Source organism: Candidatus Melainabacteria bacterium, from assembly GCA_003963305.1.
Classification (GTDB): Bacteria; Cyanobacteriota; Vampirovibrionia; order Obscuribacterales; family Obscuribacteraceae; genus PALSA-1081.
In genome coordinates this window covers 1-20,521 of sequence record RXJR01000032.1, presented here as the reverse complement: position 1 = coordinate 20,521, position 20,521 = coordinate 1, and the positions used below count along the sequence as shown (strand labels likewise).

The 20,521-nt window shown below is 50.2% G+C and carries 16 protein-coding genes and 1 riboswitch; of the genes, 6 read left to right on the top strand and 10 right to left on the bottom strand.

Features of this window, described 5'->3' with window-relative positions; translation table 11 throughout:
• Positions 1-7 precede the first annotated feature (7 nt).
• Together EKK48_27925 and EKK48_27920 are read right to left on the bottom strand one after the other, a co-directional pair.
• Positions 8-1,150, bottom strand: a complete 1,143-nt coding sequence (locus EKK48_27925) for a hypothetical protein (protein RTL35527.1) — start codon at positions 1,148-1,150, stop codon at positions 8-10.
• A gap of 47 nt (positions 1,151-1,197) precedes the next feature.
• A complete protein-coding gene (locus tag EKK48_27920; GenBank protein ID RTL35526.1) occupies positions 1,198-2,271 on the bottom strand; it encodes a M50 family peptidase in 1,074 nt (357 codons plus the stop codon).
• Here EKK48_27920 and EKK48_27915 point away from each other — a divergent pair.
• From EKK48_27915 to EKK48_27905, 3 genes are all read left to right on the top strand, one after another.
• Positions 2,270-3,154, top strand: coding sequence for a hypothetical protein (locus EKK48_27915; protein RTL35525.1), 885 nt, complete (start codon positions 2,270-2,272; stop codon positions 3,152-3,154). The two genes, EKK48_27920 and EKK48_27915, sit on opposite strands and share 2 nt — an antisense overlap.
• Positions 3,155-3,303: 149 nt before the next feature.
• A complete protein-coding gene (gene ftcD / locus EKK48_27910) occupies positions 3,304-4,983 on the top strand; it encodes a glutamate formimidoyltransferase (protein ID RTL35524.1) in 1,680 nt (559 codons plus the stop codon).
• 116 nt (positions 4,984-5,099) lie between these two features.
• Complete coding sequence (locus tag EKK48_27905) at positions 5,100-6,356, top strand: Glu/Leu/Phe/Val dehydrogenase (GenBank protein RTL35764.1); 1,257 nt, start codon at positions 5,100-5,102, stop codon at positions 6,354-6,356.
• A 15-nt stretch (positions 6,357-6,371) separates the two neighbouring features.
• Here EKK48_27905 and EKK48_27900 read toward each other — a convergent pair whose 3' ends face one another.
• The 6 genes from EKK48_27900 to EKK48_27875 form a co-directional block, all read right to left on the bottom strand.
• The gene (locus EKK48_27900; GenBank protein RTL35523.1) at positions 6,372-8,138 is read right to left on the bottom strand and encodes a tetratricopeptide repeat protein; all 1,767 of its coding nucleotides are present in this window, start codon (positions 8,136-8,138) and stop codon (positions 6,372-6,374) included.
• A 59-nt stretch (positions 8,139-8,197) separates the two neighbouring features.
• Positions 8,198-10,147 (bottom strand): serine/threonine protein kinase, encoded by a 1,950-nt coding sequence (locus tag EKK48_27895; GenBank protein RTL35522.1) that lies wholly within the window; start codon positions 10,145-10,147, stop codon positions 8,198-8,200.
• The gene (locus EKK48_27890) at positions 10,147-10,734 is read right to left on the bottom strand and encodes a hypothetical protein (GenBank protein ID RTL35521.1); all 588 of its coding nucleotides are present in this window, start codon (positions 10,732-10,734) and stop codon (positions 10,147-10,149) included. Before EKK48_27890 ends, EKK48_27895 begins: the two co-directional genes overlap by 1 nt.
• A 22-nt stretch (positions 10,735-10,756) precedes the next feature.
• Positions 10,757-11,692 (bottom strand): hypothetical protein, encoded by a 936-nt coding sequence (locus EKK48_27885; GenBank protein ID RTL35520.1) that lies wholly within the window; start codon positions 11,690-11,692, stop codon positions 10,757-10,759.
• Between the two features lie 148 nt (positions 11,693-11,840).
• Entirely contained in the window at positions 11,841-13,448 is a 1,608-nt protein-coding gene (locus EKK48_27880) for a radical SAM protein (protein RTL35519.1), read from the bottom strand.
• Positions 13,449-13,496: 48 nt separating this feature from the next.
• Entirely contained in the window at positions 13,497-13,874 is a 378-nt protein-coding gene (locus EKK48_27875; protein RTL35518.1) for a hypothetical protein, read from the bottom strand.
• 192 nt (positions 13,875-14,066) lie between these two features.
• Between EKK48_27875 and EKK48_27870 the strand changes: the two genes are divergently transcribed.
• Complete coding sequence (locus EKK48_27870) at positions 14,067-15,383, top strand: phosphopyruvate hydratase (protein ID RTL35517.1); 1,317 nt, start codon at positions 14,067-14,069, stop codon at positions 15,381-15,383.
• Between the two features lie 721 nt (positions 15,384-16,104).
• On the opposite strand, the gene EKK48_27865 is transcribed toward EKK48_27870, so the two are convergent.
• On the bottom strand, positions 16,105-16,740 hold the full coding sequence (locus EKK48_27865; GenBank protein RTL35516.1) for a hypothetical protein: 636 nt from the start codon (positions 16,738-16,740) through the stop codon (positions 16,105-16,107).
• Positions 16,741-17,073: 333 nt separating this feature from the next.
• Positions 17,074-17,150: riboswitch (S-adenosyl-L-homocysteine riboswitch) on the top strand.
• Between the two features lie 44 nt (positions 17,151-17,194).
• Here EKK48_27865 and EKK48_27860 point away from each other — a divergent pair.
• Entirely contained in the window at positions 17,195-18,607 is a 1,413-nt protein-coding gene (locus EKK48_27860; protein RTL35515.1) for an adenosylhomocysteinase, read from the top strand.
• A 133-nt stretch (positions 18,608-18,740) separates the two neighbouring features.
• On the opposite strand, the gene EKK48_27855 is transcribed toward EKK48_27860, so the two are convergent.
• Entirely contained in the window at positions 18,741-19,472 is a 732-nt protein-coding gene (locus EKK48_27855; protein RTL35514.1) for a response regulator transcription factor, read from the bottom strand.
• Positions 19,473-20,042: 570 nt separating this feature from the next.
• On the opposite strand from EKK48_27855, the gene EKK48_27850 reads away from it, so the two are divergent.
• A partial coding sequence (locus tag EKK48_27850; protein ID RTL35513.1) for a hypothetical protein occupies positions 20,043-20,521 on the top strand: 479 nt, incomplete at its 3' end.

Genomic DNA, 20,521 nt, shown 5'->3' with positions numbered 1-20,521 from the left:
TGGTTTTTCAAGGGTTGTTGCCTTTGAAAGATTCTATCTTCTGCCTGATTGCCGGAATCGTTTCAGTGGCTGCCTCTTCTCCTGCTTTGATGCCTCGTTTGGCGTCTCTGGCGTCAGTTGAAAGGATGCCGATGTTGTCCGTGCGTGGATGAATGATCAAGTCTGAGTGCGCCATCTGAGCAGTGTCTGTGTGCGACAAAAATATCTGCTCCAGGCGGCGTCCTACACTGCCGATTTTTTTGAAATTCTTTCCGGGCACAGTTTCGAGGTGTTCGCTGACCGAGACTGCAATAACAATGTCCGCGCCCATTTTTCTTACTTCGTCCACGGGCACGTTGACCAGCACGGCACCGTCCACTAAAACTTGATCTTCACTCAGTCCGACTGCTCTTCGGAGCACGGGGATTGCCGAACTGGCCTGGATTGCTCGGGGCAGGTCTCCGTGGTCGACGACAAACTGCTGTCCGTCGACAAGATTGGTGGTCATGGCTCTGAATGGAATGTTCAGATCCTCTATGTTGTGGCGATCTTTGGGCAGGCAACGACGATAATAGTTGCGAAATTTGTTGCCGAAGTAGAAACCATCATAGGGACGCCAGCCAACTATGCGCGGGATGAGGAAAATTGGTTGGGCTACCACGCTCATCCAGATCGGTGCGGTCATGTAACTTCGCATCAGGTGAGGTCTGGTGAATTGCTTTTCGATCTCGTCAACTGAAAGTCCCGCGCAATACATACCACCGACGATGGCACCAACACTGGTGCCGGCGATCATATCGACATGAATGCCTTCGCGCTCAAGGATACGCAACACACCGACGTGTGCCGCTCCCCGAGCCCCGCCTCCGCCGAGAGCGAGTCCGATTTTAGGACGTCTCGTCTGGTTTGATTCTCTTGTTGTTGTTGCTGCTGTTGTTGTTGTTGTTGTTGTTGTTGTTGTTTCTGTGGTGGATGCTGTTTGGCTAGTTGATGCAATTGAAGTTGATGCTGAAGCCGTTGATTCAGGCGCGGTCTCCGCTGAAGCAACTGTGGGAAGCAGTAGTGAACCAGCTATTGCGAGTGCCATTATGGGCAATATCAGGCGGTTTGATATCGCTGTATTAGTGAGGCGTAGGCGCTGTTCAAGCGCAGCAGAGAGCTTCAATGACAAGATAATTCCTACTCAGTCGTTCCTTCAAGTGCCGCTATTGTACGAATTTATTGCGACTTCTTGATCAGGTTGCGACCATACGTGTAGTAGAGTGTTGCACCGAGCATCGCTACTGACATCAGTACCCAGATGATGCTCCAGAAACCAGCAGGGAGCCCGGTCATGTCTTGCATGCTGGTGGCGTCTGAGAACGATGCAAATGGTGTCAATCCCAGAGAAACCTGGGCCAGATAAACGATGCTTGTAACGCTATTGAGCGCCGTTTGCACTGCCAGAAACAGGAGCAGCAAGTTGGCATAATGTGAACGCCATTTTACTCCCGCCCAGACCAGGAACCCAGACAACATGAGCCCGGCTATCATGCTCAAGAAGCCCTGCCAGCCAGTATTCAGAACATTTAGTCCGACGAGAAAAATGCTCGCTAAACCTATTGTTCCGCCCATGAACATCAAAATTCCCTTGGATATCTTTTTGAATTGCCCGAGGAATATAAGCAAGCAACCGAACACCGCAGTTCCCAAATAACCTGCTTGTGTATAGAAGAATGGCAGTCCGCCTCGGCAGAATGTGAGCCCGCCATGCCCACTGCCATCGGAAACAATCGTCATTCCGCTGACGTAACCGCCTGTGAAAATACACACGAGCGCGTGAGACATCTCATGCACCATGGTTGCAAACGTGCTGATCGGCGAGAGCAGCAGACCGACAATCGGTGCATTATAGAGAAACAAGCTGAGAATTGTGATTAACCAAAATGCCCAGGCGTTTGATTTCTCCGACTCTGTAATTTCCTGCCTGTCGCTGGCTGCGCTTGTCTGAGTAAGGCCACTGCTACTGCCAGTGACGGGCGCGATGCTTCTGGATTTCTCTACTGCGGCAGCTTCCTGCTCTACCTCAGCACTGAGCAGCGCCAGTTTTTCGGCAGCGCTCAAAGGAGTTGGATCTTCGACCAACTTTTGCTTGGATTTTTGTTTTGAGGCTGTCGGTTTCGGTTCCTTCATCGCTGCTTCCTGCAACTCTCTATTACGTTTATACAGCAGCCCTGCAAGTGTCGCTGGAAATCCAATCATTTCCATAATACTATTCGGCAGACGGCCAGCTGGCGGCGGATAAAGGCGCATGATTTTGAATTTGGTTGTCGCAGCAACAATTGTCTGCTGGGGCGCCTGGGGAATCTTTGACAAGAAAGCGCTCGAGACCTCTAGCGACCGCGATGTTTTGCTGATTCTTTATCTGCTCGCGCTGCCCGAGATTCCGTCTGTTTTTCTGTATTTGAACGCGACAATGCCCGGCTGGCATTTAACCGCACCAGTTGCCTTCTGGTCGGGGCTGGGTTCTTTCACTTCGTCTATGTCGATGTTTGCTTACTTATTTGCCATGAGTCGGGCGGAAGCAAGCTACGTGCTTGGTATAACTGCCAGTTATCCATTGATTATGCAATTTCTGGCATTTGCATTTCTTGGTGAACCACTCGTTTTGAACCGCTTGATAGGCGGTGCTCTGATTGGAGTCGGAGTAGCTGCAGTCGGGCAATCAGCCAAATCACACAAGTCTCAGACCAGGAAAGACCGCATCATCGTCTTGCTGTGTATTATTTTTGCTACCACTGGCTGGGGATTGCATGGATTGTTCGACAAGAAAGCTGTTGAACTGGCGGATCCTCTGGTTGTATTTTTCGCGCGCAGTTTGTTCGATGCTCTCACTTTGCTTGTTTTCGCAACAGTTTTGAAATTGACGCGGGCTCCTGTCTCGCTCAAGTCCAGGCGCACCTGGATGTTCGCCGGTTTTTCAGCAGCTTGCCTGGCGGTTGGTTATCTCTGCTATTTGAAAGCCATGTCGCTTTCCACTGCTTCGTATGTGGTTGTGATTACAGGTTGCTATCCGCTTTTGATGTATCTGTTTGCTCTGTTCTTTCTGAAAGAAAAGTTCAACGGCATTCGCTTTGCAGGAGTCGTGCTTGTCGTCCTGGGTGGAATACTGGTTCAGTTCAGTCAATCGCAATAGCCTTGTCAAAAAACTTGTATTCAATCAAATGGAGCGGTTCGGACGGCTCTAATTTGCAGCAAATTTTTTGAATCGATATTAACCACTTATCCTTTCCCTTGCTGTACTATTTGCTTCTTACCGACATTGAGATGCGAAGCGGGGTTGCAATGCGCCTGGTTGAATGCGTTCCGAATTTTAGCGAAGGGCGAAATGAAAAGGTGATCAATGCGATTGCTGATGCTATTCGCTCTGTCAGTGGAGTCAATTTGCTCGACGTCGATCCGGGATGGAGCACCAATCGCACAGTAATCACATTTGTCGGTGATCCGGAAGCTGCTGTTGAAGCTGCTTTTCAGTCGATTGCTGCGGCTTCCACCTTAATCGACATGCGACGACACACTGGGGAGCATCCACGCATGGGCGCCACTGACGTGTGTCCGTTCATACCTGTAAGCGGCATCACTATGGAAGAGTGCGCCGCTTTAGCAGAGCAACTCGGAAAGCGAGTCGGTGATGAGCTGAAGATTCCCATTTATCTGTACGCCGAAGCTGCTAAGCGCGAGGACCGCCGCAGTTTAGCTGACATTCGCAAGGGCGAGTACGAGGGACTGGCAGCAAAGATGACAGGTGCTGACTTCCGCCCTGATTTCGGTCCTGAGAGTTTTAACGCAACCAGTGGTGCCACCGTAATTGGTGCAAGACCGTTTCTGATTGCTTACAATGTCAATCTCAATACCAGATCTAAAAAGCTTGCCAACGAAATTGCCCTCAATATCCGTGAGGCTGGCCGCACCAAGAAAAACGCCAAGGGCGAAACCGAGCGCAATGCCGACGGCTCGCCTGTGAAAGTGCCCGGACTTTTGAAAGCGTGCCGAGCTGTGGGCTGGTATGTGGATGAGTACGAGCGGGCTCAAGTTTCGATCAATCTGGTTGATTATCACCAGACATCCCTGGAAGATGCGTTCGATGCCTGTTGTAAGGAGGCTGAGAAGTTAGGAATTCGTGTCACCGGCAGCGAAATAGTTGGGCTTGTGCCTCTCGAACCGATGTTGAACGCCGGGCGTCATTACTTGCAAAAGCAGGGACGGTCGACTGGCGTTTCTCGCAAGGAACTTCTCAGCGTTGCTATTCAATCACTGGGGCTTGCTGATCTGGCGCCTTTCGATCCCCAGCAAAAGATAATTGAGTTTCGCGTCGATAAACCGGCAAAGCTTTTAAGTGAGCAAAAGGTCACCGATTTTCTCGATGAGCTGGCATCGGAGTCGGCTGCGCCGGGTGGCGGGAGCGTTGCTGCTTTATGTGGCTCTCTCTCTGCTTCATTATCATCAATGGTTGCTAATTTGACTTTCGAAAAGAAGGGTTTTGAAAGCCACAAAGGATTGATGAACGATCTGGCTGAGCAGTCTCAGCGGCTCAAGCACGAATTCATGCTGGCCATCGATGAGGATATGCAAGCATTCAATAAAATCATTGATGCTCGTCGGTTGCCTAAAGCTTCGCCGGAAGAGGCAAAAGCTCGTGACGCCGCGATACTGGAAGCAAACAAATTGGCGACCACGGTTCCTCTCAATGTGCTCCGAAAAACCGTTCCTTTATTGGAGTTTGCCGATACGGTTGTCGAGAAGGGCAATCCTAATTCATTGAGTGATTCCGGTGTGGCCGCTCTGACTGCTCTGGCAGCAGCCGAGGGGGCTTTCTTCAATGTCCTGATCAACATTGGTGGACTTTCATCTACCGCTGAAGCCGCCGATTTCTGCGCTTCTACTCGCAAACAAGCCGACGAGTTAATCGAAGAAGTGAGGAAAAAGGCGGAGTATATACGATCGAAGGTACTCTCCCGCCTATAATATACGCAGTTTATTTGTAGGGCGAATCACCGAATTCGCAAAAGTCGCAGCGAGCAATCAGTAGAGGTTGAATAACGATGACTACGGCATCAGAAAACAAGGGGTCGAAGAAGATTTTGCTAAATGAATGGGAGACCCCCGATTTCCTCATGGCTCAGCAGCGACTGATGAAGGTCGCTCGCATCATGAAATTGGATGATAACGTGGTGGAACCACTCAAGCATCCGAAGCGTTCTCTTTCAGTGATCATTCCTGCTCGCATGGACGATGGCACCGTCCGCACCTATATCGGTTATAGAGTGCATCACGATTTGGCTTTAGGACCCGGTAAAGGCGGCGTTCGTTATCATACCGATGTGACGCTCGGCGAAGTAACTGCCATGGCTATGGTGATGACCTGGAAGTGCGCCTTGATGAATCTGCCGTTTGGCGGCGCTCAGGGCGGCATCAAGATCGACCCCAGCCTGCACAGTCAGGGTGAGCTGGAGCGCATTACACGCCGCTACACTTCAGAAATTATCGATGTGATCGGACCGGACCAGGACATCGCCGGACCCGACTTGAATACAAATGAACAGACGATGGCCTGGATGATGGATACCTACAGCGTCAACAAGGGATACACCATTCCTTCGATTGTCACAGGCAAACCAAAGTCTATCGGCGGATCTCTCAGTCAATATGAAGCCACTGGATATGGTGTGGCAATGTGTACTAAACACATCGTCAAGCACCTTAAGTTGAGCAGCAAGTCTCCTACGGTTGTCGTGCAGGGTCTTGGCGCTGTTGGTTCTGAAGTCGCCACTATTCTCGATAAGGCCGGCTTCACTATCGTCGGTGTGTCTGACGTCGAAGGTGGTTTGTACAATAAAGACGGATTGAATATCAAAAAGGTAAACGAGTATGTGGCCAAGAAAGGCTCGATGCACGGTTTCCCTGATGCTTCCAGTGTCACCAATGAAGAGTTGCTCGAATTAGAATGCGACATTCTTGCACCTTGCGCGGTTGCTAATCAAATTCACAAGGGCAATGCATCGAAGCTGCGTTGCAAAATCGTTGTTGAAGGCGCCAATTCACCGACAACACCTGAAGCTGAAGACATTCTCGAATCTCGCGGTATTACACTCGTTCCGGATATGCTGGCAAACGCTGCCGGTGTGACCGTCGGTTATTTCGAATGGGTGCAGGGGTTGATTCGTTTGTTGTGGACCGAAGCTGAAGTTTACGACAAGCTCGATCAGTTGATTGAAAAATCATGCGAGCGTGTATTCGAAAGCGCGGCCACTCACAAATCTACTCTGAGAACAGCCGCGATGCGACTGGCTCTCGAACGGGTCATGGAAGCGCGCAGATTGCGCGGACTTTATCCGTAACCGACCAGTAGCGGGTTAACGCTTCGCGTTGATGAGAGCTTCGTTGCCGAGTTCTTTTTCGCCCTGTCGAAAATACAGGTCAGCCAGCAATTGATAATATTCCTTGATGACCTGGTCGTTTGGTGGCAGTGTCTTCAAGCGTATTTCAATTGCTTGCTTGAGTTCTCCGGTGGCACTCTTTAAGTCATCGCGGTCTCTGTAAACCCAGTGCAGATGAGCATGTGCTTCAGACAATTGCAGGTGATCCGGTCCGAGTAATTTGCTGCGCATGGCAATGCATTTTTTGAATAGCTCCTCAGCTTTTTCCAGTTGTCCTCTCAACTTGAAGTGAAAGGCGTAGTCGTTCAGTGTCGAGGCCAATTCAGCTGATTCTGCTCCAAAGTGCCTGGACCGCGTCTCTAGCAGCTCTTCGTAGAGTTTGGCTGCTTCTTCGAATTTCTTTTGATTGGTCAGTAAGATGGCTGTGGCGTTTTTCAAAAACAAGTTTCGAGAGTCTTCAGGTGGCAGTTTCTTCAGTAGTTCTTTTGCTTCATCGAATAATTCTGCGGCTCGCTCATAGTCGTCTTTGTAGTTGCATAGAGCTCCAAAATCTACCAGTGTGGCTGCCAGATCCAGCGCGTCTGTTTTGTTCTCTCGTTTGACACGTAAAGCATTTTCGTAATGTGTGGAAGCGGCCACTGCATCATCGAGCATCGAATAAACATAGGCCAGATGATTGTATAGAAGAGCGGTTGATGCCAGCTTTGAGTCGAAATAGTGCTGGTTCAGTGTGACGCATTTGAGGAGAAACTTGAGACTCAATTCGTACTGAAAAATTTCCAGTCTGTTCAGGGCGAAGATGCGCATTACGTCAATCAGTCTTTCACTGACTTGATTCCTTGCTTCCGCCAGGTATATTGCCCGTTCCAGATGTCTTTGAGCTTCCTCGTAACTGTCGTTCTCTTGCGCTTCGACGGCGGAATTTATGAAGTCATCGACACTTACATTTTCGTCTGGTTGGTCGAGTGCAACTGCTTCCGACCATGATTTGAAGTGAGGGCAGACGGGTGTTCCGTCTGGCAAGAGCCCTCTGAAATAGTCCAGATTTTTCTCGGGATTGGCTTGCTTGACTTTCCACTCTGGATAGATTGGCGGGTATCCGTCGGTCACTGCCAGGTTGTACATAGCGTGCGTCTGGTTTACGACAATCATCTGAGCCAGAGGTTCGCCTTTGTTGATTTTGAATTTGCCAGGCTGATTGACCAGACAGACTATTCCGAATTCGGAAGGGGTCCACCATGATTCAATCATCGCTTCCAGGACACTGTAAGGTAATCTTGCTGAATTGGCGATGCCTTTGATATAAACGAAATCGCCAATATTTTTGGTGCGAGCAATAAAGGAACTTTGCACAGTAAAGCTGCCGTAGGCACTGTGATTGTCTACCACTGCGTGAGATGCGGCATCGAGGATTTCCACTTTCGCGTCATGGCGATTGTCACCATCCCATTCAACTGTGAATGTAGCCGGCGACAGAATGTAGAAGCCCAGTCCGCTCGCCATCGTCAGTGGCAAACAAAAACGGGCGTGCATGCGGGTTTTGCTGTCTACTTCCCACCAGTTGCGGTGATGCTTTGCTTTGATTGGTAAAAGTCTTTTGTCATAGCCGTCTTTCAAGTAGAGCGTGATTGCAGAGTCAAGCAAGTGCTCATTCATTTTGACTATTTGCTCGGGGCCAAAAACGCGACCAGATTGCAGGTCGTCCGGCTCTCTCTCTCTTTCTAGCGATTGAGGCTCATCCATTTACTGCACCAGGTCACCACTAACTGCCGAACTGCTTTGACTCTGCCTTCGGGTGTGAATTACTTTCTGGCTACTGCTTTCGCTTCATCAAATAAAGCTTTGGCTTCCTTGCTGTTGTTTTGCTGTCTGAACCAGTCACCGTAGGCATTTAAACATTGAGTAAGAAGCTGTTTATCAGGCAGTTTTCGAGCTTGATCGAGAGCCGTAGAAAGATATTGTTTGGACGTGTCGAAGTTGCTTTGATCTTTTTCGAAAATACCCAGTTCGAGCAAACCTTTTGTCGATTTGACTGAACCTGGTGCTGATTTTTTATAGATGTCGTTCGCTTCTCTGAAACATGAGCCTGCCAGATCCATTTTCTGCTCTGATTCATAGCACCTTGCCAGGGCGCTGATTATGTCTCCCAGCTGCGCATCATTGGGTGGTAAAGCTCGCTTGTAGACTTCAGTTGCAGCGGTCAGCAAATCTTCTTCTTGCGAGAACATTCCGTCTTCGTGCAATGTTGCTGCTAATTCTTTGACATTGTTGTAATTGACCACAGCATCATTCATATTTTTGTTCATCGCCGATGCTGTTTTGGCTGAAGTCAAAATTTTCAGAAGCCTTTCGAAGTCACCGAGTGCTCGTTCTTTCTTCACTTCTGCAATTTTTTGCGTCACCAGCTGAACTTTTTCAGTGTCAGCCAGGCGTCCATAGATTTCCGCTTGTTGCGACAGTGTCTTTAAATACTTCTCCTGGCGATCGCTGAGAAACTTAGTTTCTCGCTCAGCTTCAAGCAGATATTTGGCCGCATCTTGATTGTGATCAGAGCGCGCTGCCGTGTCTGCCAGGGTCATGTAAACATTCCAGCGGAACTTGTGATAAGGTGTGCCGCTGTCTGACAGCGGGCCTTTCCAGAAAAATAGATAGTACGACGAAACTGCTGTAATCGTCAGGGCCAGCACGATAGTAGTTGGAAAGACGAATGTCGGTTTCTTTTGCGCCGGCTTCATGTGAGCCAGCGGATGAATTGTAATGTTGCGAATCGCCGGTCTTTCCGTAGCAGGAAGATCGTTGATGATTTCAGCGGCGCTCTGGTAGCGATCTTCTGGATCTTTTTGCAGACAGCGGAAGACAACGGCTTCGAGAGCCGGTGGGATATTCGATTCGGGATTGACTTGTTTGAAGGCGAGGGGCATCTCGTTGACATGTTTGGTCATCGTTTCGAAGGATGTGTCACCCATAAGTGGTGGCACTCCGGTCAGCGCTTCGTACATCAAACAGCCGACCGAGTAGATATCGGAACGCAGGTCTGGAGCTCGTCCCATGCATTGTTCCGGGCTCATGAAAAGTGGGCTGCCAAATACTTCGCCGGTTTGAGTGAGCGCTTGTCTGGTTTTGCCGTCTTCACTCGGCATCAATTTCGCGATTCCAAAATCAACTATTTTCAGCAACTGACTGCCGTCGTCTTGCGGCATCAATACAAGGTTGCTGGGCTTCAAGTCACGATGCACGATACCTTTGCGATGTGCATGTTCGAGCCCATCGCAAAGTTGCACCAAAATACTGATTGCTTCTTTGGGGGCGATGCGTTCTTGTTTTTCAAGTACATCCTGCAGAGTCGGACCTTCCAGGCAGTCCATAACGAAGAACGCCTGACCTTCTTCGATCCCGAAGTCATAAACGGTGACGATGTTGGGATGTGAAAGTGAACTTGCTGCCTGCGACTCTTGCTGAAAGCGCTGCAGCGCTACTGCATCTGCAATTAGATGTTTGTGCAACACCTTTACGGCGACGACGCGTTCCATATATTTGTGTTTGGCTTTATAGACGACGCTCATGCCGCCTTCGCCCAGGATGGAAGTAATCTGGTATTTCTTGGCAAATGTCGTGCCGATCATGTCCTGACGCAATTCCATCAGCTCGCCGCCGTCTTTCGGGCACTTTGTCATGCCGCTGGCAAACTTGTCGCCGCACTTGATGCAGAACTTCGATAGAGATTGCTGTTTTCGAGTTTCGTGATCAACCATTACTTGTTGGCCTTGTTGACTGGCTCGGGTCCGCCAGGCGGGGGGGCGGCATCAGGGGTGGCCGCGATAATCACTCCCTGGTCAGACGACAGTGACAATGTAATGACACCATTGAATCCAGGATAACGCAAGTTCTGGGGATTTCCGGCCATGACCAAATCGATAGCATTTGTATATTGCTGGAACTCTCTTTCGGTCGAATCTTTCGATTTTGGGCTGGGTTTTCCCAGTGATTCGTAGACGAAATCGAGAGCGTGAGCCACTGCCAGCGCTTTGCCTGCTTCGTAGTTGTCGCCGAAGCGCATGACCATTGATTGTCCGGTGACATGCCCGTTCACAACCGTTACGGTCAGTCCGCCCGCAAAACCAGGCGCAGCTTGCATTGTAGGGGCGTCCAGCGACATGGAATACATGTAGTAGGTGCGGTTGTCTCTTTTTGATTCGCTTTTGAACTTAAATCCTTTTGCAGCTTTAACTTTGAAGGTAGCAAATGGCTCGCCTAACCGCGCTTCGGCCGTACTGCTTTGCAGCAGCGTCAACGTGAGTGAAATCGTTGTTGCGGCTAGGATTTTGGTGACTTGAGTCAAACTTTCGTCAATCCGAGATTTTTTAGAAGGTTGCCGGTTGTAGTCTCAGCGCCTCGTGAACCTCGAGCTTTGATACATATTGCTCGATGTCTGGCTCTTTAAGGATACCGCGCTCAGTGACCAGCCCGCTTAAAAGATTAAATGGAACCAGGTCGAACTGATGGTTGAGGACGCGAATTCCTTTGGTTGTAAAGTCCCAGACTTCGTCAGATGGTCGCTCGTGCTTCTCGAACTCGAAGAGGCGATCGTCATTGACGATTTTTTCCGTGCCGGAGAGTGCGTAAAGAGGAATACCCAGTTCTCGGCAGGCCACTGCCAGAACCCATGAGCCGACTTTGTTGACGACTCCCGGGCTACCTACACAATCACAGCCCATGAAGGCGGTGCTGCAGTTGGGGAGGACCAGGCCCATAGCGTTGTCAAAGGTGTGGATCACCTCGATACCGCCTGATGCCAGAACTGAGGCAAACTTTCTGCCTTCCATGCTCGGTCGAGCCTCGGTGCAGGCGACGCGGAAGTAGCGTCCCTTGGCGCGGGCATGCAAAAGAGCGCTGACAACTGTCGAGCTGAACGAGTAGGCAAAGATGAGTTCGCCGGGAGGAATCAGGTCGAAAACCTCTTCGGCAATGACCGCAGCGCTGTCACAGAGGGTCTTTTCGAACTTGTCGAGGGCGACCTGACAGTCTTGTCTGATTGCATCAACTGAATCGGATTGTTTGACTGCCTGAAGAACCGTATTGCACAGGTGGAACACTGGCGCCATAGCGGGCTGAGCGTCAATCAGAGCTCGAGCCGTGTCGGTCAAGCGCTGCTTGAGCCTGGCTGGCGAGTCTGCCGCCGGTCCGGTTAATTCTGCCTGGAAAATCGTGATTGCCCGCAAAGCTAGCTCAGCGGCACCCGACATCAGGTCGTCGCGAATTGGCTTTACAACGTCGATGGTTTGGTCAGACTTGTCCATAAACAACTCCTGTAGAGGATCTCCGTGCAAACTTAACGGTGGATCTTGTCCCTAGTTTATAGGCTTTTCAACGCAGGCAGTGCTTTTTAATTCGCTTGTTTTTGATTTTGTCTAATTGCGCGCAGGCCTAGCCAGAACCAGGCGAGGTTTATGGATTTAGCGTTAGAGCAAGTTGGGCTGCTGCGACTTGATGTTTTTGCAGGTATTCCGTTCTGGTGTTTTCCGTCAGATGCTCCCAGGGCAAAATTTCTGTTTCTGGAATTTGTCTGAAGGCATAAAAGTCAAGCATCGGAAATTCTTTTTGCTGCCGAAAGATTTTTTTCCATGCTCCCAGGCTGCCACCTTCTTTGGCAACCTCAATCAAGGGCTCGGTCAATCGCCTGTCACCGCGAGAGATGACGGCCTGGATATCGCTCCAGTTATGGCTCTCCGGGCGCACTTCGATTCCCACTTTAGCCAGATGCTTGCGAATGTACTCGAGGCGAGCTTTGCAATCTTTGCTGCGACCGTTCCATTGATAGGGAGTCTGCGCTTTAGGCACGAAAGAGCTGACACCAAATACGAAGCGGAGCCGGCGATGTTTCTTTTTGAGGGACTGCATCAACCTGACTGTTTCGTTCAAGTCGTCTTGCGTCTCGTGCGGCAGACCAACAATGCCGTAAAATTTGACGCTTTCCAGACCGCTGGCTTCAATCAGGTCTACCGCGTGGCAAATTTCCTCTTCGCTCAGATTCTTTTTCATGATCGCTCGCAATCGTTCCGAGCCGGATTCAATTGCGATTGTCACGGATTTCTGATTGAGCTTCCGCAGCATTTGCAAGACAGTATCGCTGATGGTATCAGCGCGTATTGAAGCGACTGATATTTGAATGTTGTCACGCTGAGAAAGTCTGGCTGCTAACTCGTCGAAATGCGGATGTTCAGTGACACTCGGGCCGAGCAGACCAATTTTGTTTGTATGCTGCAGTCCTATATCGATCTTGTTCATTATCGTATCGACATTTATAGGACGAAACGGTCTTGTTAAAAAGCTAGCCAGGCAAAACCTGCATTCTTGAGGACACGAGCGCACGATTTCTGCGAGGAAAGTGTCTCCCCACGCCGTGTCTGGGCTGAGGATTTGGGTATGTGCCATGTAGTCTGGTGGTGGCACATATAGTTGCTTGGTGATTTTCGTCGGCACCACCGATAGTGTTTGTATGCTTTCAATGGGCCCGTCGTTCGACGAATATGTATGACTGTAGAGTGATGGAACATAGACCCCAGGTATGGTGGCAAGTTGTTGCAGTTTGGCTTGCCTGCCTGGAAGCTCTCTGGCGGTTTTCCAGGCGTTGATGAAGTTCGGAACGATAGCTTCAGCGTCGCCCAGCAATACGACGTCGAAAAAATCAGCAAATGGCTCGGGATTGGCACTCAGTACCGGGCCGCCACCGAAGACAAGAGGTGAATCATCGCTGCGGTCTGTCGAACAATAGGCGATTCCATGTTTTTCGAGGATGGCAAGTATGTTGATGAAGTCAAGTTCCCACGATACAGTGAAGCCAAAGAGTTCATTCGAGGCGGCTCCAGACTCCTCCATGTCGGAAAATCCCCGATTGACAACGACTTCTGGGTCCTTGTCTATGAGTGACCAGACTAGCTGATAGCCAAGCCCTGACATGCCCACGGCGTATGTGTTGGGAAAATACCAAGAGACGCCAAAGAGAGGATTCTCTTTGGCTTGTCTGGTGACAAGGCATACTTCGTTACGCTGCATGCCTTTATTTTGGCAGATTTTCAGTCTGGGCGGCTTGGCCTGCTAGACTTATTGACTTTGTGCAGCTCTGCGCAGCCGGGGGATGTGCTGGGCCCAATCGGAGCCCAATTTGGTAAAGAACTCATGTGCGTTCAAAACGTCATCGTAGGTAATAGCAGGATTTTTGGAAAGACGTTCGATGTCTTTCTTAGTCCAATCAGCAGGACAATTGGGTCTTTCTTTTTGACCGCGATTGTTAGTTCCCACTATTGCCACACCCAGCGGATGTCCGCAAGAACTGCAAGTTACACGCACCACAAGAACACCGGGCTCTTCTCTAAGCAGTTGAATGCCTTCGGAAGAAAACGGATTATCGCAAAATCGGCAACTCTTCTGCTGGAAGTATTCCTGGATAGCCTGGAAACCTCCGCCATGGAATTTGCCCATGCTGGACCACCACTTCTAGGTTTTGAATGAAATGTCACTGATACCACACCAAGTTACTGGATATTCCCTGCGCCAACCGGAAATTAAGAACCCCAGTGAAAAGGATTATACTTGAACAACTAAATGTTGCACCATCAGAAATGATTTTTCTGGTGAAAATAATTGCTCAACACGATAGGAGATTTTGATGCGATGACTCATATTGAAGAAATATCGGCGATGGAAATACTGGATTCGCGAGGCAATCCGACAGTCGAAGTGACGGTCGTTTTAGCCAATGGGGCTGCGGGTCGAGCCGCGGTTCCGTCTGGTGCATCGACGGGTAGTTTTGAGGCCGTTGAGTTGCGCGACAATGATCCAAATCGCTATGGTGGCAAAGGTGTTTTGGTGGCAGTCAATCATATCCATGAGGTGATTGCAAAAGGTCTGATTGGTTTAAATGCCGTTGAACAGTCGCTTATCGACAGCGAATTGCAAAGAATCGATGGTACTGAAAATAAAGCTCATCTTGGAGCTAATGCCACCCTTGGTGTCAGTCTGGCAGTTGCCAAAGCTGCAGCTAACTACCTGGGAATGCCACTATTCCGCTATGTAGGCGGAGTATCAGCCTGCGTATTGCCGGTGCCTATGATGAATATCCTCAACGGTGGCAAGCACGCTGCTGACGGTGTTGACTTCCAGGAATTTATGATTGCTCCTGTAGGTGCACCCACATTTGCTGATGCTTTGCGCTGGGGAGCGGAAGTCTATCATGCACTAAAGGCAGTGCTGCATAAGAAAGGTTTGAGCACCGGGGTTGGTGACGAAGGTGGTTTTGCTCCGTCACTGAAGACAAATGAGGAAGCGCTGGAGTTGATTATGGTGGCAATTGACAAGGCCGGCTTCAAGCCCGGAAGCCAGATAGCGCTGGCTCTCGACCCTGCCTCGACCGAATTTTACGAGGACGGCAAGTACAAACTGGCCACTGAAAACTTGGTTCTATCTAGCAAGGATATGGTCAAGTACTATGAGAAATTGACTGATAAATACCCAATCATCAGCATAGAGGATGGGCTTGCAGAAGACGACTGGGACGGCTGGAAGCTGCTCACCGATACGATAGGTTCACGGGTGCAATTGGTGGGCGATGATCTATTCGTCACTAATACGACTCGATTACAACGTGGTATCGATAGTGGTGTTGCCAACGCCATTTTGATCAAGCCGAACCAGATCGGAACATTGACCGAAACGCTTGAAGCTATCAACCTGGCTAAAGAAAACGGGTATTCAAGTATGTTGAGTCATCGCTCCGGTGAAACCGAGGACGCCACCATTGCCGATCTTGCCGTTGCTACCAACTGCGGACAGATCAAAACTGGGGCACCATGCCGTGCCGAACGCACAGCCAAGTATAATCAGCTGCTTCGCATCGAGCGTGACCTTGGACGCAGTGCGGTTTACCGCGGTGCAGAGTCATTTGCTCAGAAGAGAACCGAGGCTAAACAACCGGTTTCCGGAAAGAAATAAAACTGCCTTTTCGGCACAAACTAATTCCGACATCCCAGTGGCTCTTGCTGCTGGGATGTTTGTTTTGCATGAATGATTGATTGAGGATTGCTTCGGTTCGCAGATGCTATGCCGGCAGGTGGCGATTAGCCCCGCCGGTGGCTGTTTTGCCGATGGCGTATCTGTCCATCGGTGCCCGCTATATATGGTGTCGTTTCTCGGCTATAGATCTCTTGGCACCACATCTGGTGTTGATCATATCTGCTGACGGCTGCCACTATAATGCCACCATCTATATATAGCCACCACATTGCCACCATCATATATAGGTATTCTGCCGGTTCAAAAGTTCGGCATATATTTGGTGGGCACTGTCGCGATGCCGTCAGTAATGCTTTAAGCCGGAACCTGCGGCTTCATATAGCTACCCGGATCTGGCACCATATAGCTACCGGGGTCTGGCACCATATCGCCACCACGGTTCTGGCACCATATAGCCACCAGGGTCTGGCACCATATAGCCACCGGGGTCTGGCACCATATAGCCACCAGGGTCTGGCACCATATAGCCACCAGGGTTTTGGCACCATATAGCCACCACGGTCTGGGGCACCATATAGCCACCACGGTCTGGGGCACCACATAACTAACGCCAGATAGCAGCCTTAGCTAAAGCCTTACCTGACCGGGGAACGGATTTAGGCTCAGCCGACTATCCGTATCTTGCCTGTGTCTCTTGGACCTACTGAGCGAAAGCGATATCTGATCCAGGTGATTTTTGCAGCAGTGAAGTGGTTCGATAGCGGCCGACGAATTGCCCATCAATATATTGATCGACGTAGCTTTTGGCCGTTATGGATTGTCTGCTGTTCTGGGTGAACTGATCTCGTGAACGTGCAGCCCAGGACTGGTCCAGATCCTTGGAGACAAAATAGTTGGTCCTGTCTACCCGTGCTTCAGTGCTGCTGAAAGCCGTCACCGACGACGTGCTCTCTGTCCAACCTGGCTGAGTCCACGCGGCTGTGATTCGACCGTCAGCCTGTCGGGCGAAGGTGACGTCGCTGAGCATGACCTGACCGGTTGGAATGGCTGGCACTCCGGAGTCGACGACCGTGGTGACGCAATGCCATGACCCTTGATAACCGGGTGGATAGCTTTCCGGTATAAGTGCTTCGACTGCACCAGATATAGAGTCAGTAGATGGTGCCGGATTTGGTGCAGGGCTGGATGCCTGATTTGGTGTCGCGGCTGGTGCAGTTTGCTCGGCTTTGTGCTCGAGGTAGCCGTGAAGAACATTTGATTGAGCCGGCAGAAGCGTGATGCTGGCCATCAAAGCGGCACTTAAAACAGCAATCTTCTTGTGACTTAGGGTTTCCATATCAATACCGTCGCTCTCTCTGCTACTAATGTTCCCTTGAAATCAAAGGAATTATCCGCGCTGGAAACTAGATCACAATTCTTAATTATTCCTGTTGGCAACCGGCGCAGAGTCAATCGGTGAAGTGCTTCCTATATATGATTCGGCAGAGAGAGGAGTCCCTTATGCTTCTGCCCCTTGCCGCTGGCTTTTCCGCTCGGATAGATAAGATCGTCTCTGTTTTGAACCTTTGCTGTTGTGTCTCAGCAATTGCGACCGGTGCGCGTTTCAGCAAATTATTAGTGTTTCTGTACCGGTTTTGGCCAGGCTGGTTAGTCATGAGATAATGTTGCCAGCACTGAGGAGCGCTGCGATCTTTGAGACCAGGCTCGGTGCGGGGAGATATCCCAAGTTAACGGCGCTCGTGAGGATTCGGCTCACGGGCGCATTTTGCGTTTGAGCTAAGGAGGTACGAATGACAGTGAAGAATCCACCTAAAGTGGACTATGCAGTCGCCGATATCAAATTGGCGCCATGGGGACACCGGGAAATCGCCATCGCTGAGACAGAGATGCCCGGTTTGATGTCTATCCGCAAAGAACATGCCGGCAGCCGTCCGCTCAAAGGCGCTCGCATCGCTGGTTCTTTGCACATGACCATTCAGACCGCAGTGCTCATCCAAACCCTGGTTGAACTCGGCGCCGAAGTGCGTTGGGCCAGCTGCAATATCTTTTCGACACAAGATCACGCCGCGGCTGCGATTGCTGACAGCGGCACCCCGGTTTTTGCAGTTAAGGGCGAATCGCTCGAAGACTACTGGGAATTCACGCACCGCATCATGGAATGGCATGACGGTGGAACGCCCAACATGATTCTCGATGACGGTGGCGATGCCACGTTGCTGGTTCTTCTCGGCAGCAAAGCTGAAAAAGATCAATCGGTTTTGGCCAAGCCCACGAGCGAAGAAGAGGAAGTTCTCTATGCTTCGATCAAGAAGAAATTGGCTACCGATCCAACCTTTTACAGCCGCATTCGCGCCAATATCAAAGGCGTGAGCGAAGAAACCACAACAGGCGTGCACCGCTTGTACGAGATGCAGAAGAAAGGCGATCTGCCGTTCCCCTGCTTCAATGTCAATGATTCCGTCACCAAGTCGAAGTTCGACAACTTGTACGGTTGCCGCGAAAGCCTCGTCGATGGTATCAAGCGTGCCACCGACGTTATGATCGCCGGCAAAATCGCCGTCGTTTGCGGTTATGGTGATGTAGGCAAAGGCAGTGCCCAGGCTCTTCGTGCTTTGAGCGCCAATGTTTGGGTTACCGAAATCGATCCGATTTGCGCATTGCAAGCCGCCATGGAAGGCTACAAAGTTGTCACCATGGACTACGCTGCAGACAAGGCCGACATCTTTGTTACCTGCACCGGCAACTTTGGTGTCATCAAGCATGATCACATGTTCAAAATGAAGAACAATGCCATCGTCTGCAACATCGGTCACTTCGACAGTGAAATAGATGTTGCCTCGCTCTCCCAGTACAAATGGGAAGAGATCAAGCCGCAAGTCGATCACATCATCTTCCCGGATGGTCGCCGCATCATCTTGTTGGCTAAGGGCAGGCTCGTGAACCTCGGCTGCGGAACTGGTCACCCCTCATTTGTTATGTCGAGCAGTTTTGCCAACCAGGTTCTCGCCCAGATTGAATTGTTCACCAAGCAAGGTGAATACGCACCTGGCGTTTACGTACTGCCTAAGCACCTCGACGAAAGAGTGGCCAGGCTGCAACTTGCCAAACTCGATGCTGAGCTGACCAAGCTAAGCGACGACCAGGCGAAATACATTGGCGTGCCTGTCGAAGGACCGTACAAGCCGGAGCACTATCGCTACTAGGTAGAACCACCTCTGGTATCACGCTCTTGAAAATAAAGGATGCGGTTTTGAACCGCATCCTTTTGTTATCTGTCAGTTTGATTTCGTCATTAAGATTTCTTTCGAATAATCTGCCGACTAGATCATTTGATTCTTAGTTGATTTTCTGGAACATGTAGCCGATGCCACGGGCAGTCAAAATCAAGTCTGGGTTGGATGAATCCTCTTCCAGCTTCGATCTCAAGCGGCTGATGTGAACATCAACGACTCGGGTATCGATTCTGTGATCCGGCGGGTAAGCCCAAACTTGCTGCAAAATTTCTCCGCGCGAGTAAGGTTTGCCAGAATTGGTGACAAGCAGTTCGAGCAAGCTGAACTCCATTCCCGTCAGGCGAATGCGCTCGTTTTTACGCGTTACTTGCCGCTTATTTAAATCAATTTTCAGATTGCCGATCGTAATAACGTTAGTACTTTTACTTTGTCCGGCTTCTTGATGTCGTTCAACCGTACGTCGCAAGACTGCTTTGATTCTGGCTTCCAGTTCGCTCGGGCTGAAGGGCTTGACTACGTAGTCATCGGCACCTATTTCCAACCCTTGAATGCGGTTTGATACGTCTGCAACTGCTGTCAGCATGATGATGGGCGTATCGGAAGTCTTTCTGATCTCTCGGCAGACCTCGTACCCGTCCATTCTGGGCAACATGACGTCTAGGATTACCAGATCGGGTTGGAATGCGTTGAATTGCTCCAGCGCTTCCTGCCCATCAGCTGCGGTGGCCACGTTGTAGCCAGCCAACTTCAATCGCGTTTCGAGAATTCTTCTGATCGAAGCTTCATCGTCAACAACAAGAACTTTCTCTTGCTCGTTACTGTTTTCAACCACTATTTGTGTCTCTCGCTTGGTAATGGATGCCGTTCGGCTGAGCCCTGGCTCAAGTAGATTTGACTGATTTTATTTGTCAATTAGATTCGCCCAGCACTGACGCACGTGTGTTTACGTCGTAGCAGAACTGAGTATATACCATTCTTATTAATGGCACCCAGAGTGCAAGGATGAATTGACTTCCGGATTTGCACCTGACATTTAGAATTCCTCGATTATTGCTTCTGATAACTGCCAGAGAACCGCAATTGAAACTTTGAAGACTCCCTTGACATGCTTGTTAATTTCATCTGGCACCAAATGCGGTTGTCAATTGTTTGACTTGTAAGGCTTCTGTAAGTATTGTGGCAGGGCTGAATGCCTCTTCCCATGCGCCTTTGTAGAAGTGGAGAAAATTAGTGTCTGAAAAAATAATGAGGAACTTTAAGTTGCCGTCTGGCAATGAAAAAAGATTCGTGCAGACAGCGGAAAGTCATGTTAAGCTTCTGGACGAGCCGGTAAGATCGGCTAACACGGATGTGGCTCTCAACGTACTATGGTGGCAAGAATGAGAGCTAGAAGAGGGAGAGTTGAATGAATAAGCCCCAACTGTGCTTGTCCTTGAGCGTTTCGCTAACGCTGATGCAGGCAAATTTACTAGCGGCACACTCCGCACCTGATGCCAGCATCTGGCAGAAGATGTCTGGGGTCAATGCTCCACAAGCGAATGGCGTGAAGGCCAAGAAGTCAACTGGTCCAGTGCGACCTGCTCACTCTGCTCCTTCGACCTCTGCGGGTCACGCGATGCTCTTCCTCGGCAGCAAAGCCAAGGATGCTGCATCGATCGGTGCAGCGCCTGCAGCCGCCCTGACCATACATCCTGCGATGGCTAACCTTCTTCCAGAAGCTGCACCAGCTCCTGCAACCAAAGAAGTAGCACCAGCTGTAGTGACTGAGGCGGAAGCACCGTCGGCAGCACCAGTAGCAGCAGAATCGAACGAACCAGCACCAGTGCTGTCAGCCACTTCGACCGGAAGCTCGAAGCAGTTGTTGGCGCAGCTGGCACCGGACCA

Coding starts and splice junctions, on each gene's coding strand:
- EKK48_27915 (RTL35525.1), top strand. CDS start 2,270: ATGATTTTGAATTTGGTTGTCGCAGCAACAATTGTCTGCTGGGGCGCC.
- EKK48_27920 (RTL35526.1), bottom strand. CDS start 2,271: ATGCGCCTTTATCCGCCGCCAGCTGGCCGTCTGCCGAATAGTATTATG.
- ftcD (RTL35524.1), top strand. CDS start 3,304: ATGCGCCTGGTTGAATGCGTTCCGAATTTTAGCGAAGGGCGAAATGAA.
- EKK48_27900 (RTL35523.1), bottom strand. CDS start 8,138: ATGGATGAGCCTCAATCGCTAGAAAGAGAGAGAGAGCCGGACGACCTG.
- EKK48_27895 (RTL35522.1), bottom strand. CDS start 10,147: ATGGTTGATCACGAAACTCGAAAACAGCAATCTCTATCGAAGTTCTGC.
- EKK48_27885 (RTL35520.1), bottom strand. CDS start 11,692: ATGGACAAGTCTGACCAAACCATCGACGTTGTAAAGCCAATTCGCGAC.
- EKK48_27880 (RTL35519.1), bottom strand. CDS start 13,448: ATGCAGCGTAACGAAGTATGCCTTGTCACCAGACAAGCCAAAGAGAAT.
- EKK48_27875 (RTL35518.1), bottom strand. CDS start 13,874: ATGGGCAAATTCCATGGCGGAGGTTTCCAGGCTATCCAGGAATACTTC.
- EKK48_27870 (RTL35517.1), top strand. CDS start 14,067: ATGACTCATATTGAAGAAATATCGGCGATGGAAATACTGGATTCGCGA.
- EKK48_27865 (RTL35516.1), bottom strand. CDS start 16,740: ATGGAAACCCTAAGTCACAAGAAGATTGCTGTTTTAAGTGCCGCTTTG.
- EKK48_27860 (RTL35515.1), top strand. CDS start 17,195: ATGACAGTGAAGAATCCACCTAAAGTGGACTATGCAGTCGCCGATATC.